The sequence below is a fragment of the Stenotrophomonas lacuserhaii genome (assembly GCF_039674585.1).
In the GTDB taxonomy this organism is placed as follows: domain Bacteria; phylum Pseudomonadota; class Gammaproteobacteria; order Xanthomonadales; family Xanthomonadaceae; genus Stenotrophomonas; species Stenotrophomonas pennii_A.
Window position 1 is genome coordinate 38,331 of the sequence record NZ_JBDJNU010000002.1, and the last position, 16,745, is coordinate 55,075.

General features: G+C 68.1%; 15 protein-coding genes. 9 read left to right on the plus strand and 6 right to left on the minus strand.

Going from position 1 to position 16,745, the window contains the following annotated elements:
• Nucleotides 1-15 precede the first annotated feature (15 nt).
• The 7 genes from ABE522_RS00975 (at nt 16) to ABE522_RS01005 (ending at nt 7,064) form a co-directional block, all read left to right on the plus strand.
• A complete protein-coding gene (locus ABE522_RS00975) occupies nt 16-489 on the plus strand; it encodes a DUF494 family protein (RefSeq protein ID WP_346589940.1) in 474 nt (157 codons plus the stop codon).
• Nucleotides 490-528: 39 nt separating this feature from the next.
• Nucleotides 529-1,263 carry a pilin gene (locus ABE522_RS00980; RefSeq protein WP_346589941.1) on the plus strand — a complete coding sequence of 245 codons (735 nt, stop codon included), beginning with the start codon at nt 529-531 and terminating at the stop codon, nt 1,261-1,263.
• Between the two features lie 52 nt (nt 1,264-1,315).
• Complete coding sequence (locus tag ABE522_RS00985; RefSeq protein ID WP_346589943.1) at nt 1,316-2,245, plus strand: RDD family protein; 930 nt, start codon at nt 1,316-1,318, stop codon at nt 2,243-2,245.
• A 191-nt stretch (nt 2,246-2,436) separates the two neighbouring features.
• Nucleotides 2,437-4,911 carry a DNA topoisomerase I gene (locus ABE522_RS00990; RefSeq protein WP_042614482.1) on the plus strand — a complete coding sequence of 825 codons (2,475 nt, stop codon included), beginning with the start codon at nt 2,437-2,439 and terminating at the stop codon, nt 4,909-4,911.
• A 130-nt stretch (nt 4,912-5,041) separates the two neighbouring features.
• The gene (gene tsaC, locus ABE522_RS00995) at nt 5,042-5,602 is read left to right on the plus strand and encodes an L-threonylcarbamoyladenylate synthase type 1 TsaC (RefSeq protein WP_042614483.1); all 561 of its coding nucleotides are present in this window, start codon (nt 5,042-5,044) and stop codon (nt 5,600-5,602) included.
• A gap of 39 nt (nt 5,603-5,641) precedes the next feature.
• Complete coding sequence (locus tag ABE522_RS01000; RefSeq protein WP_346589945.1) at nt 5,642-6,346, plus strand: DUF4124 domain-containing protein; 705 nt, start codon at nt 5,642-5,644, stop codon at nt 6,344-6,346.
• 28 nt (nt 6,347-6,374) lie between these two features.
• Nucleotides 6,375-7,064 carry a hypothetical protein gene (locus tag ABE522_RS01005; protein ID WP_346589947.1) on the plus strand — a complete coding sequence of 230 codons (690 nt, stop codon included), beginning with the start codon at nt 6,375-6,377 and terminating at the stop codon, nt 7,062-7,064.
• A 7-nt stretch (nt 7,065-7,071) separates the two neighbouring features.
• Here ABE522_RS01005 and ABE522_RS01010 read toward each other — a convergent pair whose 3' ends face one another.
• Nucleotides 7,072-7,848 (minus strand): SDR family oxidoreductase, encoded by a 777-nt coding sequence (locus tag ABE522_RS01010; protein WP_346589949.1) that lies wholly within the window; start codon nt 7,846-7,848, stop codon nt 7,072-7,074.
• 74 nt (nt 7,849-7,922) lie between these two features.
• On the opposite strand from ABE522_RS01010, the gene ABE522_RS01015 reads away from it, so the two are divergent.
• A complete protein-coding gene (locus ABE522_RS01015) occupies nt 7,923-8,138 on the plus strand; it encodes a hypothetical protein (RefSeq protein WP_346589950.1) in 216 nt (71 codons plus the stop codon).
• A gap of 50 nt (nt 8,139-8,188) precedes the next feature.
• Here ABE522_RS01015 and sppA read toward each other — a convergent pair whose 3' ends face one another.
• From sppA to ABE522_RS01035, 4 genes are all read right to left on the minus strand, one after another.
• Nucleotides 8,189-10,111, minus strand: coding sequence for a signal peptide peptidase SppA (gene sppA, locus ABE522_RS01020; protein WP_346589951.1), 1,923 nt, complete (start codon nt 10,109-10,111; stop codon nt 8,189-8,191).
• Between the two features lie 121 nt (nt 10,112-10,232).
• Entirely contained in the window at nt 10,233-11,597 is a 1,365-nt protein-coding gene (locus ABE522_RS01025; protein WP_346589953.1) for an MATE family efflux transporter, read from the minus strand.
• Between the two features lie 181 nt (nt 11,598-11,778).
• Complete coding sequence (locus ABE522_RS01030; protein WP_346589954.1) at nt 11,779-12,351, minus strand: DUF3106 domain-containing protein; 573 nt, start codon at nt 12,349-12,351, stop codon at nt 11,779-11,781.
• On the minus strand, nt 12,344-13,348 hold the full coding sequence (locus tag ABE522_RS01035) for a hypothetical protein (protein WP_346589955.1): 1,005 nt from the start codon (nt 13,346-13,348) through the stop codon (nt 12,344-12,346). Before ABE522_RS01035 ends, ABE522_RS01030 begins: the two co-directional genes overlap by 8 nt.
• A 415-nt stretch (nt 13,349-13,763) precedes the next feature.
• On the opposite strand from ABE522_RS01035, the gene ABE522_RS01040 reads away from it, so the two are divergent.
• On the plus strand, nt 13,764-15,941 hold the full coding sequence (locus ABE522_RS01040) for a primosomal protein N' (RefSeq protein ID WP_346589956.1): 2,178 nt from the start codon (nt 13,764-13,766) through the stop codon (nt 15,939-15,941).
• A 155-nt stretch (nt 15,942-16,096) separates the two neighbouring features.
• Here the strand turns inward: ABE522_RS01040 and ABE522_RS01045 are convergent, their stop codons facing one another.
• On the minus strand, nt 16,097-16,717 hold the full coding sequence (locus tag ABE522_RS01045) for a glutathione S-transferase family protein (RefSeq protein ID WP_346589958.1): 621 nt from the start codon (nt 16,715-16,717) through the stop codon (nt 16,097-16,099).
• Between the last annotated feature and the right edge of the window lie 28 nt (nt 16,718-16,745).

A 16,745-nucleotide genomic window follows, 5' to 3' on the forward strand; every position in this document is an offset into this window, starting at 1 on the left:
GCAGGCCGAGGGGCAATGAAAGAGAGCATTCTCGATGTGCTGCTGTACCTGTTTGAACACTATTTCAGCGAAGACGCTGATCTCATCCGCGACCGCGACTCCCTCCAGAACGGCCTGATCCAAGCCGGCTTCAGCCCGGCCGAGACCGCAAAAGCGTTCGATTGGCTGGATGCACTGGCCGCCCAGCGTCCTGCCGTATCGCAGGCCCGGGTCGACGGCCCGGTGCGCGTCTACCACGGTCCCGAGCTGGACAAGCTGGACGTGGAATGCCGCGGTTTCATCCTGTACCTGGAACAGCACGGCATCCTGGATGCCGACCAGCGCGAGCTGGTGCTGGACCGCGCCATGGCCCTGGACCAGGACGAACTCGACCTGGACGACCTCAAGTGGGTGGTGCTGATGGTGCTGTTCAACCAGCCCGGCTCGGAAGCGGCCTACGCCTGGATGGAAACGCAGATGTTCATGGACGAGCCAGAACCCCTTCACTGACCGTACACTGCACGCCTTGCGCATACAGGGGGCGTTCACGTGAGCGAGTGGTTCCACGCCGAGGGCAGCCGCCAGGTTGGCCCGGTTTCGGCTGAAGACATGGGGGAGCTGTTCCGGGGCAACCGGATCGGGCTGGACACGCTGGTGTGGCGCGAGGGCCTGCCGGCGTGGCAGCCGCTGCGCACCGTGGTGGGCGAACTGGGACTGACCGCCGTACCTGCGGTCGGCCCCGGCGCCGTTCCGCCGCTACCGCCGGGCCTTCCGCCGCCTGCGCCGCCGGCGACCGCGCCGTACGCCGGCGCGGGCGCGGCCCTGCCGATGCAGGCTGCGAAGAAGCCGTTGTCCGGCTGTGCGATGACAGCGGTCATCGGCGGTGCGGCGCTGCTGGTGCTGGTGCCGGTGGGCGCCATCCTGGCGGCCATCGCACTGCCGGCCTACAACGACTACACCATCCGCGCCAAGGTGGCGCAGTCGGTGGCGGCGCTGCAGCCACTGCAGGTGCAGGTGGCGGAGTTCGTCAACCGCGAAGGCCGTTGCCCGACCAGCGCCGACCCCGATTTCCCGGCCCACGACCACTACACCGGGCAGGGCCTGTCGAGCGTGCAGTTCGGTCAGTTCGAAAACGATCACTGCGGCATCGAAGCGACGTTGGCGGTGGGCGAGTCCGGGGTCGATGGCAACCTGCTCTGGCAGGAGTACGATCCCCAGGCGTCACGCTGGGAATGCAGTAGTGACGGCGCCGATAAATACCTGCCCGTGCACTGCCGCGAGTGAGCCGGCAGGCGGGCATGGACCGATTTCCAAGGAAGACCCACAGGGGATGAAGATGAGTGAGTGGTATTACGCCGAAGGCCAGCAACGCCAGGGTCCGGTAGCCGAGCAGGAAATCCGCCAGCTGTTCCAGCGCAGCCAGATCACGCTGGATACGCTGGTGTGGCGCGAAGGGATGGGGCAATGGGCCGCGCTGCGCACGGTCGTCGATGAGCTGCAGCTGCAGACCCTGGCGACGGTCGCCGCCGAGCCGAGCACGGGTTTCGACCTGCGCGGCGACTACGCGGCGATCGACAACGGCACCGCACCGCTGCCCGGCAGTGGCCCGCTGAGCGCGTCGCCGTACGGCGCATCAGCCGCATCGGTGGGTTATGGCAATGCCATGCCGGTACACGGCGCCGAGGTCCTGTATGCGGGCTTCTGGAAGCGGTTTGCCGCCTATATGATCGACTACGTCATCCTGACCGCCAGTTCGATGATCATCGGCGCGGTCGTGGGACTGGGCATCGGTGGCGCGGCAGGCCTGGCAGGCGGCGGTTCGACCACGGCCGGCGTACTCAGCCAGCTGCTCGGCGCATTGATCGGCTTCGGCATCAGCCTTGCCTATTACGGCTGGTTCCACGCCTCCATCGGCGGCGCGACCCCGGGCAAGATGGCGCTGGGCATCAAAGTGGTGCGCAGCGATGGCGACCGGATCTCCGGCGCGCGCTCGATCGGCCGCTATTTCGCCACCCTCCTGAGCAGCCTGACCTTGCTGGTCGGCTACATCATGGCCGCCTTCACCGAGCGCAAGCAGGCCCTGCACGACATGATCTGCGACACCGTCGTGGTGGATAAGTGGGCCTTCACCGACCAGCCGCACCTGCAGCGTCCGCAGCTCGGCGCGGTCGGCGTGGTGGTGCTGGTACTGACCGGTATCCTGTTCATCGGGCTGATCATCGCGATGGTCGTGGCGGTCGGCGCGATCGCCAGGATGGCCGGCTGAATGCAGGTGGATGCGACGGGCGCGCTTGACAGAGCGCTCACGACGTGATTCCTCTAATAAGGTACAAAGCTGAACGCCCGGCTCATCCCCGGGCGTTCAGTTTATGGAAATCGACCCGGCCGCTTCACTAATGCGGCCATTTGCTCCACCCTAGCGGCCCTTCCCGGCCGTGCGCACACAAAAGCGATCTCATGCCCAAGCACCTGCTCATCGTCGAATCGCCCGCCAAGGCCAAGACGATCAACAAATACCTCGGCAAGGACTACACCGTCCTGGCCTCGTATGGGCATGTGCGCGACCTGATACCCAAGGAAGGCGCGGTCGACCCGGACAACAACTTCGCGATGCGTTACGACGTCATCGACAAGAACGAGAAGCACGTCGATGCCATCGCCAAAGCCGCAAAGGGCGCCGACGACATCTTCCTGGCGACCGATCCGGATCGCGAGGGTGAAGCGATCAGCTGGCATATCGCCGAGATACTGAAGGAACGCGGCCTGGTCGGCGACAAGCCGATGCAGCGGGTGGTGTTCACCGAAATCACCCCGCGCGCCATCAAGGAAGCCATGAACCAGCCGCGCGCCATTGCCGCCGACCTGGTCGATGCGCAGCAGGCACGCCGCGCGCTGGACTATCTGGTCGGCTTCAACCTGTCCCCGGTGTTGTGGCGCAAGGTGCAGCGCGGGCTGTCCGCCGGCCGCGTGCAGAGCCCGGCGCTGCGCATGATCGTGGAACGCGAGGAAGAGATCGAAGCCTTCATCGCCCGCGAGTACTGGTCCATCGCCGCGGCCTGCGCGCATCCTTCGCAGCCGTTCAACGCCAAGCTGATCAAGCTGGACGGGCAGAAGTTCGAACAGTTCACCGTCACCGACGGCGACACCGCGGAAGCCGCACGCCTGCGCATCCAGCAGGCCGCCCAGGGCAGCCTGCATGTCACCGACGTGGCCAGCAAGGAACGCAAGCGCCGCCCGGCACCGCCGTTCACCACCTCCACCCTGCAGCAGGAAGCTTCGCGCAAGCTGGGCTTCACCACGCGCAAGACCATGCAGGTCGCGCAGAAGCTGTACGAAGGCGTGGCGATCGGCGAGGAAGGCACCGTCGGCCTGATTTCCTACATGCGTACCGACTCGGTCAACCTGTCGCAGGACGCGCTGGCCGAGATCCGCGACGTGATCGCCCGTGATTACGGCATCGCCTCGCTTCCGGACCAGCCCAACACCTACCAGACCAAGTCCAAGAACGCGCAGGAAGCCCACGAAGCAGTACGCCCGACCTCCGCGCTGCGGACCCCGGCACAGGTGTCGCGCTTCCTGACCGACGACGAGCGCAAGCTGTACGAGCTGATCTGGAAACGTTCGGTGGCCTGCCAGATGATCCCGGCCACGCTCAATACCGTCAGCGTGGACCTGTCTGCCGGCAGCGAACATGTGTTCCGTGCCAGCGGCACCACCGTGGTGGTCGCCGGTTTCCTGGCCGTGTACGAAGAAGGCAAGGACACCAAGAGCGCCGACGACGAAGACGAAGGCCGCAAGCTGCCGCTGATGAAGCCCGGCGACCGCGTGCCGCTGGACCGCATCGTGGCCGACCAGCACTTCACCCAGCCGCCGCCGCGCTTCACCGAAGCGGCGCTGGTGAAGGCGCTGGAAGAATATGGCATCGGCCGTCCGTCGACCTACGCCTCGATCATCCAGACCCTGCAGTTCCGCAAGTACGTGGAAATGGAAGGCCGCAGCTTCCGCCCGTCCGACGTGGGTCGCGCGGTCTCCAAGTTCCTGTCCAGCCATTTCACCCAGTACGTGGATTACGACTTCACCGCCAAGCTCGAAGACGAGCTGGATGCGGTGTCGCGTGGCGAAGAGGACTGGATTCCGTTGATGGCCCGCTTCTGGGAGCCGTTCAACAAGCTGGTGGTGGAGAAAAACGAGTCGGTCGACCGGGCCGAAGCCAGTGGCGCGCGCGAGCTCGGCACCGACCCCAAGACCGGCAAGCCGGTCAGCGTGCGGCTGGGCCGCTTCGGGCCGTATGCGGCGATCGGCAGCACCGCCGAAGATGCCGAGGACAAGCCGAAGTTCGCTTCGCTGCGTCCCGGCCAGAGCATGCACACCATCAGCCTGGAAGACGCGCTGGAGCTGTTCCTGATGCCGCGCGCGCTGGGCCAGGACAAGGGTGAGGACGTCAGCGTCGGCATCGGTCGCTTCGGCCCGTTCGCCAAGCGTGGCAGCACCTATGCCTCGCTGAAGAAGGAAGACGATCCGTACACGATCGACCTGGACCGTGCGGTCTTCCTGATCGAGGAAAAGGAAGAGATCGCGCGCAACCGGATCATCAAGGAATTCGACGGCAGCGAGATCCAGGTACTGAACGGTCGTTTCGGCCCGTACCTGAGCGACGGCAAGATGAACGGCAAGATCCCCAAGGATCGCGAGCCGGCCTCGCTGACCCTGGCCGAAGCGCAGCAGTTCATGGAAGAAACCGGCAAGCCGGTGCGCAAGGGCTTCGGCAAGAAGGCCGCCAAGAAGACCGTGAAGAAGGAGGCCGCGCCGAAGAAGGTCGCCGCCAAGAAGATCGCGGTGAAGAAGGCCACCAAGAAAGCGACCAAGAAGACCGCCAGGAAAGCGGTGAAGAAGGTCGCCAGGAAGGCCGTGGCGAAGAAGACCGCCGGCTGATCCGGCAGGTCCTGGTAGCGCCGGGCCATGCTCGGCGGAGAACGGGAAGCGTGACGACCAACGGTCGTCACCCACCAGGATCACGGGCTCGGCGCTACCGGTTTGGGCGCGGCAGGCGGATACTGGCGGCATGAAAGAACTCAACCTGATCAGCGCGGTTGCCAGCCTGAGGGCCGGCGGGGTCATCGCCTACCCCACCGAAGCGGTGTGGGGCCTGGGCTGCGACCCGGGCCACCAGATGGCGGTCCACGCGCTGCTCAAGCTGAAGCAGCGGCCGGTGGAGAAAGGCATGATCCTGGTCGCCGCCGAACTGCAGCAGCTGCAGGGCTGGGCGGTGCTGGACGCCTTGCCGGACGAACGACAGCGCGAAGTGCTGGCCAGCTGGCCTGGCGCCAACACCTGGATCCTGCCTGCCGGCCCCCGCGCCCCGAAGTGGGTTACCGGGGAGCACAGCGGGCTTGCCGTGCGCATCAGCGCGCATCCGCTGGTGGCAGCGCTGTGCCGGGCATGGGGCGGGCCGCTGGTGTCCACCAGCGCCAACCTGGCCGGCGAGCCGCCTGCCCGCACCCGTGCCGAGTTGGACCCGCGCCTGCTGTCGCTGCTCGACGGCCTGCTGGATGGCGATACCGGCGGCCTGGCCCAGCCCACGCCGATCCGCGATGGCCTGAGCGGCAATGTCCTGCGGTTCTGAGCCGCTGGCGCCGCCGCGCCCGATACCGCACGATGGGCCATGCGCGCATCCCCTGCCCTGCTGACCGTCCTGCTGCCGGTGCTTGCCTTGGCGGCCCCGGCACAACCTGCCGCTGACAGCGTGCGGATCTATCGCTGCGTCGGCAGCAGCGGCGCGGTCACGCTGCAGGACAGCCCCTGCAGCAGCGGGCGACAGGAAGTGCGACAGATGCAGCGGCCGCAGGATCCACCGCCGCGCCGTGCCAGCACCGACGACGTCGCCACGCCTGCCGCCAGCAGCGCGCAGGTGCAGCGCGAAATCCGCCATGTCTACGTGCAGCCGCCGCAGCCGATGTACGAATGTGTGACCGAAGAGGGCCGGCGGTACCTGAGCGACAGCAACGAGGGCAATCCGCGCTGGGTGCCGCTGTGGACCAGCGGGTGGGTCGGCGGCGGGCACCGTCCGTGGCACGGCCCGGGCCAGCCCGGACTGCCGCCGATCCGCGCCGAAGGCCGCGGCAACGCAGGGCCCGGACAGCGGCCCCCGCATGGCATCACGCACGGGATCAGTTTCCCGGCAGGCAGCATCCTGGTGCGCGATACGTGCAACGCCCTGCCACCGCAGGAGGTCTGTGCGCGCCTGCGTGACCAGCGCTGGGACCTGGACCGACGCTACAACAGCGCCCTGCAGGGCGAGCGATCGGCGATCACCCGCGAGCAGCGCGGCATCGATGCGCGCCTGGACCAGGACTGCGGCGGACGCTGATGGCGCCGTGCACCGCTACAATCGGTGGATGAAGACCTGGATCTGCCTGGCCGTGCTGGCGCTGGCGAGCGCGCAGCCGGCATCGGCCAATGAAGACATCGTGTTCCGCTGCACCGATGCCGATGCAAAGGTAACCGTGCAGGACGCCCCCTGCCCATCCGGCACGGCGCAGATCATCCAGCGGCGCAATGCATCGGCCGCCTCGACCGCATCCACGGCGCTGGGCGATTCGCCCGCGCCGGTCGCCGCCGGCGTGCTCGACAGCGACCAGCTCACCGGCACCGCAACGGGCGCGCCAGCCGGCAGCGGCGATGCGATCCTGGACAGCGACGTGATCCGCGCACGCGCTATCGCCGAGGCCGCGGCCAATGCCGGCGCCGTCGCGGACCGGCCTCCGCCGCCGGTCATCTTCCGCTGCACCTCCAGCGGCGGCGGCCAGTATTTCCATGAGTATGAAGCCGCCCCGCCGCGGTGCGTGGTGATGTCGATCAGCGGGCTGGGCGGCAGCATCGCGCCGGGTACCGCGGCAAGCTGTGAAATGGTGCGCGATGCCTGCAGCGAAGTGGACCCGGCGCAGCGCTGTGGCGCATGGCAGCAACGGCTGCGCGATGCACGCGGGCGCGAGAGCTTTGCGCCCCCGGACTCCCAGGCGCAGGCCCGCGACGAGCGCCTGCGCGTGCAGGCAGTGCTGGAAGCCAGCAGCTGCGCGGTGCCCTGACCCCGGGTCAGAACCCGTAGCGCAGGAAACCGCCGTCCACCGCGATGCACTCGCCGGTGACATAGCTGGCGGCAGGCAGGCACAGGAAACCCACTGCGCAGGCGACCTCTTCCGGCTCACCGATCCGGCGCATCGGCGTGCGGTCGATCACCTGCTCGTAGTAATCCGGGTCGGCCAGCGGCCCGGACGTGCGCCGGGTGCGGATGTACCACGGCGCCACCGCGTTGACCCGGATCCCGTCTTCGGCCCATTCGACGGCCAGGTTGCGGGTCATCTGGTGCATGGCGGCCTTGGTCATGCCGTACACCGCCCCGCTGCGCACGTGGGTCAGGCCGGACACGCTGCCGACGTTGACGATGGCCGAAGCGGCATGCCGTGCCAGCAGCGGATGCGCATAGCGCGACAGCTCGAAGGCCGAGAACAGGTTGGTCTCGAAGATGTTGCGCCATTCGTCTTCGGTGTAATCGATGGCCGGCCGGGTGATGTTGCCACCGGCATTGTTGACCAGGACATGCAGCCCGTCGGCATGGTCTTCGACCCAGTCCAGGATCTCACGCCGGTCCTCGTCGTCGGACACGTCGGCGGCCAGGGCGTGGATCGCCTGTGCGGGGAACTCATCGGCAAGGTCGTCGCGGGCACTTTCCAACATGTCGATATCGCGGCCCACGATCATCACGTCGGCACCGAAGCCGAGCAGTTCACGTGCGATCGCCAGGCCGATGCCGGCACTGGCTCCGGTGATGAGGGCGGTCTGTCCATCCAGCCGCCAGCGCTGCGCAGTCACGATCTTGAACTCCCATCCGGGCGCTGCCCGTGTAACGATGCGGCAAGCATAGCGCCGTCGCCGGGAGATCTTCGATGCACCAGCTGAAAACCTTCGCCCTGATCATCACACTGGCCTCGCTGGCCGCCTGCCAGCGCCCCGCGGTCCCGCCGCAGGACAAACCACCAGAGCCCAAGGCGCTGGCGCGCAGCGTGCAGGCGCCACTGGAAAAAGCGCGCGGCGCGCAGCAGACGCTCGATGATGCCGAACAAAAACGGCGCGCCCAGGAAGAGCGCGCCGAGAAGGAATGATCAGTGCCAGGTAGCGCCGACCGAGGTCGGCTGCTACCGTCGGGCAGCGGTCAGAAGCCGCAGAAGCAGTAGGCCAGCGCCTTGACCGGGGTGCCCTTGCCCTGCTCGCGCGCGGCGTTCTGCACGAAGCGCAGCTGGGTATCCACTTCCGGCATCGTCCGCGCCAACACCATCCGGCCCACGCCGGATTCGGCCAGCATCCAGGCACCAGCGTGGCTGCCGGCGAAACCGCCGAGGAACTGGGCAAACGGCGTGGCGGGCTTTTCGATGTAGCGCACGCGGTACTTGTCATCGGCACCGAGCTTGGCCCGGCCCGCAGCGTCGGCCACGGCGTCCTTCAGGCCGCCGAAGGCATCGACCAGGCCGCGCTCCTTGGCCTGGGCACCGGACCAGACGCGGCCACGGGCCACTTCGTCCACGGCCTCGACCGGCTTCTTGCGCGCATCGGCCACGCGACCGGTGAAGTCCGCATACCCCTTGTCGATCACCGACTGGATCACCTGGCCCACGGCCGGGTCCAGCGGCTTGGTCATGTCGAACGCGCCGGCGAAGCGGGTGGTGCCCACGCCGTCGGTATGCACGCCGATCTTGTCCAGCGCGCGCGCCACGTTCGGCACCATGCCGAAGATGCCGATCGAACCGGTGATGGTCGAGGCATCGGCATAGATGCGGTCGGCATTCATGCTGATCCAGTAGCCACCGGAGGCGGCCAGGTCGCCCATCGACACCACCACCGGCTTGCCGGCGGCCTGCAACGCCACCACTTCGCGGCGGATCTGCTCGGAGGCGAATACTTCGCCACCCGGCGAATCCACGCGCAGCACCACGGCCTTCACGTCATCGTCGTCGCGGGCTTCGCGCAGCAGCGCGGAGGTCGACTCGCCGCCGATGCGACCGGCCGGCAGGTCACCGCCGCTGATCTCGCCCGACGCCACCACCACCGCCACCTGCGGACGCGAATCCACCGGGCTGCGCCGTGCGTCGACCTGGCCCAGGTAGGCGCCGAGGTTGATGTTGCGGAAGCCGCCATCGGCATCGCCGTCGGCCACGCCGCGTTCGATCATCAGGTCTTCGAACTCTTCGCGGGTCTTCAGCGCGGTGACCAGCTTCTGCTGCAGGGCGAACTTGGCCAGGTCACCCCCGGCGGCGGCCACACCTTCCGGCAACGTATCGATGCCGGCGGCCAGCTGTGCCGGATCCAGGCGACGCGCCTTGGCGATGTCACCCAGGTAGCGCTGCCAGACGTCGTTCATCCAGTACAGGTCCGCTTCCTTGGCCTGCGGCGATGCGGCGTCCAGCACGTACGGTTCGGCGGCGGACTTGTATTCGCCCACCTTGAACAGGTGCACGTCCACGCCGAGTTTGTCCTGCAGGCCGGTGCGGAAGTACTGGCGGTAGCGGCCGAGGCCTTCCAGCAGCACCGCACCCATCGGGTCCAGGTAGACCTCGTCGGCCTGTGCGGCCAACAGGTACTGCGACTGGCCCATGCTTTCGCTGTAGGCCACCAGCTGCTTGCCGGAGGCACGCAGCTGCTGCAGCGAAGCGGCGACTTCGCGCAGCGAGGCGAAGCCGGACGGCTGCAGCTTGTCCAGTTCCAGCACCACCCGCTCGATCTTCTTGTCCTCGCGCGCCGCATCGATCGCACGGATCAGGTCGCGCAGCTGGATCTCTTCGGCACTGGTATCGCCCATCGCCTTGGCGAAGGCGCGGCTGACCGGGTCGGCACTGAACTGTTCGACCAGCCGGCCTTCGGGCGCGATCACCAGCGTGGTGCGGTCCTGCAGCGATTTGCTTGCGCCCGCGCCCATGCCGGCCGCCACGACCAGCGCGACCAGGATGAAGAACAGCAGGCCGAAGAACAGCACGTTGAGGATCAGACGCCGCGTGAAGTTCATCACGTCCCACAGCCCGATGAAGAATGCCGCGATGGGATTGCGTCGCGCGGGGGGCAGCGGTGGCACGGTTTGGTTCATGGATTGCTCCGGTTGGCGTCTTGCCGTGGAAATTGCGGGATCAGCATAACGGGTGTGGTTGCCCGCAGCATCGGACACAAGTAAGGGTGCCGCCGTGAAGCGCGGCGGACGCTGCTGGCATTCAGGACAGCGCTGACTGGCCCACGCGCGCACCGCTGCGATGCAGGCGCCAGCCCATCAGGATGGCGGCGGCGGTCAGCCCGACGATCAGGCCGATCCACATGCCCTGCGGCCCCATGCCCAGCCCCAGGCCAAGCGCGGCACCCAGCGGCATGCCCAGGCCCCAGTACGCGAACATGGCGATGAACATCGGCACGCGGGTGTCCTTCAGGCCACGCAGCGCGCCGGCCGACAGCACCTGGATGCCGTCGGGAAACTGGAAGGCGGCCGCGTACAGCAGCAGCGTGGAGGCCAATCCGGCCACCGCCAGGTCGTTGGTGTACACCCCGACGATGGCATCGTGTCCGAACAGCAGCGCCAGCGCGGACACTGTCTGGGTACCCATGATGATTGCGTAGCCGGCCCACGCCGCGCTGCGCACGCCATGGCCATCGCCGCGCCCGACCGAATGGCCCACGCGCACGGTAGTGGCCTCGGCCACGCCCATCGGGATCATGAAACACAGCTGGGCGACGTTGATGGCGATCTGGTGCGCGGCGGCCTCGTTGGCACCCAGCCGGCCGATCAGCAGCGCGGTGACGATGAACAGCCCGCCTTCCATCAGCACGGTGATGCCGATCGGCAGGCCGGTGCGCAACAGGTCCCATATGGCACGCCAGCGCGGGCCTTCGAAATGGCTGAACAACTGCAGGTGTTCGAAGCGCCGGGTCTTCCACAGATAAGCGCCGAAGCACAGCGCCTGCAGCCACATCATGATCGCCGAGGCGATGCCGAGGCCTTCGGCGCCCAGCTCCGGGAAACCCAGCTTGCCATTGGCCAGTACGTAGCCCATCGGCGCCAGCACCAGCAGCCCGCCGAAGCCGATCAGCATGGTCGGCAGGGTCCAGTGCATGCCCTCGCTGAGATAACGCATGCAGAAGTACAGGGTCAGTGCCGGACCGCCCCAGCGCACCGCATGCAGGAACGCGGTGGCGCCCGGCACGATATCCGGCGCGATGCCGAAGGCAGGCAACAGCGGCGGCACCACGCTGAGGAAGGTGAACATGATCAGGCCCAGGCCCAGCGCCAGCCACAGGGCCTGGCGGAACAGCGGCCCGATTTCGCGCTCGCGGCCGGCCCCGTGCAGCTGCGATACCGAGGCGGTGAGCGAGATCAGCGTGCCGATCGGGATCAGCATCGGCAGCCACAGCAGCGCGGTCCCGATGGTCACCGCGGCCAGCGTGTGGGTGCCGTGGTGGCCGGCGATCACGTTGTCGACGAAAGAGATCAGGCCGGTGGAGACATGGCCCAGGACAAGCGGCAACGCAAGGATGCCGGTGGCGCGCACTTCCTGGCTGAAGCGCGGGGCGGGGGATGCGATGGACATGATGCTGCGGAGGTCGGCGACTACGGCTGCGCGCGAAGGGCACAGACACCGGGTTGCGGGCCGCCATCTTACCCGTTCCGGGGCGATCACAACCGTTGCCTGATGGGTGACGACCGTTGCCCTGGTGGGTGACGACCGTTGGTCGTCACGCTGCTCCCGCCGGGCCCGCGCTGCCTGCCGCCTAGCGCCCGACCTGCCGGGCCAGCCAGGCATCGCGCTGGGCCGGCGCCACGGACAGGAACTCCGTGCGCACCGTATCGCGCTGCTGCGGCGGCGTGCGCTGTGCCACCAGCGTCAGTTGCGACACCTGCGCCGGAGTCAGCTGCCGCAGTGTCGCCAGGGTGGCATCGCGTTGGTTTTCCGGGACGTAGCCGAACATGCCCTGCAGCCGGCTGAAGTGTTCGCCCAGCAACGGCCCCAGACGCCAGCCATCGCGGAATGCCTGGTCCTGCGCATTGAACTGGTCACGCAGCTCCTGCTGCCTGGCGGGCGGCAGGGCGGCAAAACGCCCGGCTGCCTCACGCACGCGCGCCCGTTCGGACTCACTCATCGCCCGCCACGCGTCGTATTGGCTACGGCGCTGACGCTTCTGTTCGGCGCTGAGCTGCTGCCACGGCACGGCCACCGGGGCGGCGGGACTGCCGATGGCGCCGGGGCCTCCAGGCCCCGACAGCGGCAGCGCGGTGCGGTCAGGGGCGGCCTGTGCCAGCCCGGCGGCGCCCAGCAACACCAGCGCGCACAGACGCTTACTCATCGGCAGCCGCCGTTTCCAGCGCGGCCGCCACCGGCTCCGGCCGGGTCGGCCTGGCCTGCGATTCGTCGACCGGCAGCGGTCCGCCCGCGGCCGACCAGGCATGCAGGTCGGCATCGGCCAGCAGCGGGAAATCACGGTCGGCGAGCATGGCCGCATCTTCTGTCGCCATCGGATCGGCGGCGGCGGCGGCGACCTTCGGCGGCTCGCCTTCCAACGCTTCCACGGTGACCGGACCGGCCTCGCCTACCGCGCCGTCGGGGACGACGGCAGGTGCATCGGGTACCCGCCCCTGCCAGGCGCGCCATCCGAGCCCGGCCAGCAGCAGTACCAGTACGGTCCCCAGCAGGATCGCCGGCCCACGCCAACGGCGTTGCTGCTGCGACGACCGCCGCCGGGGCGGCGATGACGGCGTGTGCTGTTCGGCTGCCGGGGCGCGCCAGGTCTTGGGCGCATCGTCCTTCCTGGCCGCCGCCACCGGCTGCTGCAGTTCCTTCAGGCGCTGGGCGGGCAGTTCACGGATCTGCTGCTGGACCTGCTCGGCCAGCCCCCGCCAGGCCTGCGCGTCGGGATTGCCTTGCAGATCGCGGGGGCAGGCAGCGGCCAGGGCCTCCTGGTAACCGTCCACATCGGTATCCAGCAGGCGTGCGGCGGTATCTTCATCCAGCCCTGCACCTATCCGCAGCAGCAAGGCCAGGCGGACCAGCGGCTGCAGGTTGCCAAGGTGGGCGAGTCCGCCCTCCCAGCGGCCGGTCGGCGTGTCACGCAGCGCCTGCCGGGCCGCCAGCAGCGCCCAGAAGCGCGGCGGCCACTGTGCCATCGGGAGATCGCTGGCGACGGCGGCAAACGCGCGCATGACCGCGACCAGCGCCTGTTCAGCGCGCGCGGCATCACCGGTCTGCAGTTCGGCGACCACCAGCGCACGGCGTTCGACGCCACGCAGAAACGCCGACAACGCACCGGCCGCAGTAGGGGATGAAGAGGCGGACGCTGCCGTCATCAGGGACTCCAGGAATTCACGCGGAATGATAGCTGCTACCAACCAGCGACGCCGAGGGCTTGCTACTCACAGGCGTTCGTGCTGCACGTTGTGCACAGCGTCAAGAATTCGGGGAGCTCCTCATGCCCGGAGCTTGCGTTCGTTATGTTTCAGCGGCGTTTTACATGTAAGTCGTTGATTATACTGATTAATATTGTATGGCTATTTTTTGACCACGAAAAGATGAAGTCCGTCGGCATCGGCACTTGCTGTGTTCCACCTCGGCTAACGCACAGACTTATCCACAGAAGATGTGGATAACCCTTAATCTCCAATGGACTCCGATATTTACCTCATGTTTAGACACTCTTCACTGAAGAGTGACGGCCCTGAATACGCGCGCCAAGGCCTTTCGGCAGGTCGGTACACTGCGCATATGGATGCTCCCCTGCCCACCCTGCGCGTTGCCCTGCCGGTTCCGTTGCCACAGCTGTTCGACTACCTGCCACCGGACGGTAACGCCCCGGAAGCGATCATCGGCTGCCGGATCCGGGTGCCGTTCGGACCGCGCGAGCTGGTAGGCGTGGTGGTGGGAACGGGGAGCGGCGACCCTGCGGCCAGCCTGCGCCAGGCACTTGCCTGGCTGGACCCGGCGCCGCTGTTGCGGGGCGAGCTGTGGCACAGCCTGCAATGGCTGGCCCGGTACACCCATGCGCCGCTGGGAGAAGTGGTGTCCACCGCCTTGCCCGGCCCGCTGCGGCATGGAGAGCCGCTGCCGGAAACCCACCACTGGGGCTGGCAGCTTTCTGCCGAGGGTCGCGAGCAGCGGGGCAGCCTGCGCGCCGGCAGCCGGCCGCGGCAGCTGGCCGAACTGCTGGCCGAAGCGGTGGTCGACGAAGACGTGATCGCCGCGCGGATGGACGACTGGCGCACGGCGGCACGCAGCCTGGCCAAGCGCGGCCTGGCCGAGCGCGTGGCGCTGGCGGTGGCACCGCTGCAGGCCCGTCCACTGGGCGGCCCCACGCTGAATCCGGAGCAGGCCACCGCAGTGCAGGCGATCACCGCCGCGCAGGGTTTCGCCCCGTTCCTGCTGGACGGGGTCACCGGCAGTGGCAAGACCGAGGTCTATCTGCAGGCCATCATCCAGTGCCTGGCGCAGGGCCGGCAAGCACTGGTGCTGGTGCCGGAAATCGGCCTCACTCCGCAGACCCTGGCGCGCTTCCGCGGCCGCCTCGGGATTGCCGTGCATGCCTACCACTCCGGCCTCAACGACAACGAGCGCGCCCGCGTGTGGGCGGCAGCGGCGCGCGGCGAAGCGCGGGTGATCGTCGGCACCCGTTCGGCGATCTTCATGCCGCTGCCGGACGCGGGCCTGCTGATCGTCGACGAGGAACATGACAACAGCTACAAGCAGCAGGACGGCATCCGCTACCACGCGCGCGATTTCGCACTGGTGCGGGCCAAGGCGCTGGGCATCCCGGTGGTGCTGGGGAGCGCCACCCCGGCGATGGAAACGCTGCACAACGCCCATGCCGGCCGCTTCACCCACCTGCGGCTGAAGGTGCGTGCCGGCGATGCAATGCCGCCGCGCGTGCGCATCCTGGACGTGCGCAAGCGTCCGCTTCGCGACGGCCTGTCACCGCAGGTGCTGGAAGGCATCGCCGAGCACCTGCGCAACGGCCAGCAGGTGCTGGTGTTCAAGAACCGCCGTGGCTATGCGCCGGTGCTGTTATGCCACGACTGCGGCTGGACCGCGCCCTGCCAACGCTGCGATGCGCCGATGACCGTGCACGGCGCGGGCCGGCGCCTGCAGTGCCACCACTGCGGTGCACGACAAGCCGCCCCATTGGCCTGCCCGGCCTGCGCCAGCCTGGCGCTGCAGCCGCAGGGCATCGGCACCGAACGGCTGGAGGAACACCTGGTGCAGGCGTTCCCGGACGTGCCGGTAGTGCGCATCGACCGCAGCACCACTTCGCGGCGCGACGCGCTGGAACACCAACTGGCCCGGCTCGGTGACCAGCCCGGCATCCTGGTCGGCACGCAGATCCTGGCCAAGGGCCACGACCTGCCGAAACTGACCCTGGTGGTGGTGGTGGGCATCGACGAAGGCCTGTTCTCTTCGGACTTCCGCGCCACCGAAAAGCTGGCCCAGCAGTTGATCCAGGTGGCCGGCCGCGCCGGGCGCGCGCGCGACCCTGGCGAGGTCTGGCTGCAGACCCACCATCCTGGCCACCCCCTGCTGGAAACCCTGGTGAACGGCGGCTACCACCCGTTCGCTGCGGCCGAACTCAACCAGCGCCAGGCCGCCGGTTTCCCGCCGTTCGCCCATCTGGCGCTGCTGCGCGCCGAAGCGCAGCAGGTCGAACAGGCCAATGCGTTCCTGCTCGCCGTGCGTGCGCTGGTGGGCGAACAGCCGCATCTGGAAGCGTTCGGGCCGATGCCTGCACCGATGCCACGACGGGCGGGCTACCAGCGCACGCAGCTGCTGCTGTCCAGCGCGCAGCGGCCCGCACTGCACGCCGTGCTGGACCATGTGGCGCCCTTGCTGCACGGCCTGCCGGAGGCGCGCAAGGTGCGCTGGTCGCTGGACGTGGATCCGGTGGATCTGTACTGACCCGGCATGGGTAGTGACGGCGGGCTGTGGTGGGTGACGACCGTGGGTGGTCACGCCGCTGCGCTCGCCGAGCATGGCTCGGCGCTGCCCCGCCACTGGCCGTCACGGCGCCTTTGGTAGGGACGGCCTCTGGCCGTCAATCCCGCAGACCGGCCTCAGCTCATCCCGGTCATCACGCCGCGCTGGTAGGCCGGGCGTTCGCGCAGGCGCGCATACCAGTCCGCCAGGTGTGGAAGGTCCGGACGCTGGATCGGCATCTCGAACCACGCGTACACCAGCGCACCCAACGGGATGTCCCCCATCGCGAAGCGGTCGCCGGACAACCACGGCTGCTTCGACAGCGCAGCATTGGCCATCGCCAGCAGGTCACCGGCCTTGACCAGCGCGGCGTTGATGCGGACCTCATCGCGATCCGCCGGTGCGGTACGCATCACGCCCCAGATCAGCTCGCTGTACAACGGCGCCATCCGCGAGGTGGTCCAGTCCATCCACTTCTCGCCGTGCGCGCGCTCGGCCGCGTCTTCCGGGTACAGCGTGCCCAGCGCATAACGCGCCGACAGATAGCGCACGATCGCGTTGGATTCCCACAGCGGCAGCCCGTTGTCTTCGATCACCGGCACCAGTCCGTTGGGATTCATCGCGTGGTACTCGGCGGCCTGGGTGCCACCGAAGCTGCCGCCGACTTCGATCGACTCATACGCCAGCCCGATCTCCTCGGCGCACCACAGCACCTTGCGCACGTTGCTGGAATTGCGGCGGCCCCAGATCTTCAACATGTGGTTTTCCTTGCAGGCAAACGTGCGC

What these genes read in the sequence shown, in the direction of transcription:
- ABE522_RS00975 (WP_346589940.1), top strand. Translation starts at nt 16, where the DNA reads ATGAAAGAGAGCATTCTCGATGTGCTGCTGTACCTGTTTGAACACTAT.
- ABE522_RS00985 (WP_346589943.1), top strand. Translation starts at nt 1,316, where the DNA reads ATGAGTGAGTGGTATTACGCCGAAGGCCAGCAACGCCAGGGTCCGGTA.
- ABE522_RS00990 (WP_042614482.1), top strand. Translation starts at nt 2,437, where the DNA reads ATGCCCAAGCACCTGCTCATCGTCGAATCGCCCGCCAAGGCCAAGACG.
- tsaC (WP_042614483.1), top strand. Translation starts at nt 5,042, where the DNA reads ATGAAAGAACTCAACCTGATCAGCGCGGTTGCCAGCCTGAGGGCCGGC.
- ABE522_RS01000 (WP_346589945.1), top strand. Translation starts at nt 5,642, where the DNA reads ATGCGCGCATCCCCTGCCCTGCTGACCGTCCTGCTGCCGGTGCTTGCC.
- ABE522_RS01005 (WP_346589947.1), top strand. Translation starts at nt 6,375, where the DNA reads ATGAAGACCTGGATCTGCCTGGCCGTGCTGGCGCTGGCGAGCGCGCAG.
- ABE522_RS01015 (WP_346589950.1), top strand. Translation starts at nt 7,923, where the DNA reads ATGCACCAGCTGAAAACCTTCGCCCTGATCATCACACTGGCCTCGCTG.
- sppA (WP_346589951.1), bottom strand. Translation starts at nt 10,111, where the DNA reads ATGAACCAAACCGTGCCACCGCTGCCCCCCGCGCGACGCAATCCCATC.
- ABE522_RS01025 (WP_346589953.1), bottom strand. Translation starts at nt 11,597, where the DNA reads ATGTCCATCGCATCCCCCGCCCCGCGCTTCAGCCAGGAAGTGCGCGCC.
- ABE522_RS01030 (WP_346589954.1), bottom strand. Translation starts at nt 12,351, where the DNA reads ATGAGTAAGCGTCTGTGCGCGCTGGTGTTGCTGGGCGCCGCCGGGCTG.
- ABE522_RS01035 (WP_346589955.1), bottom strand. Translation starts at nt 13,348, where the DNA reads ATGACGGCAGCGTCCGCCTCTTCATCCCCTACTGCGGCCGGTGCGTTG.
- ABE522_RS01040 (WP_346589956.1), top strand. Translation starts at nt 13,764, where the DNA reads ATGGATGCTCCCCTGCCCACCCTGCGCGTTGCCCTGCCGGTTCCGTTG.
- ABE522_RS01045 (WP_346589958.1), bottom strand. Translation starts at nt 16,717, where the DNA reads ATGTTGAAGATCTGGGGCCGCCGCAATTCCAGCAACGTGCGCAAGGTG.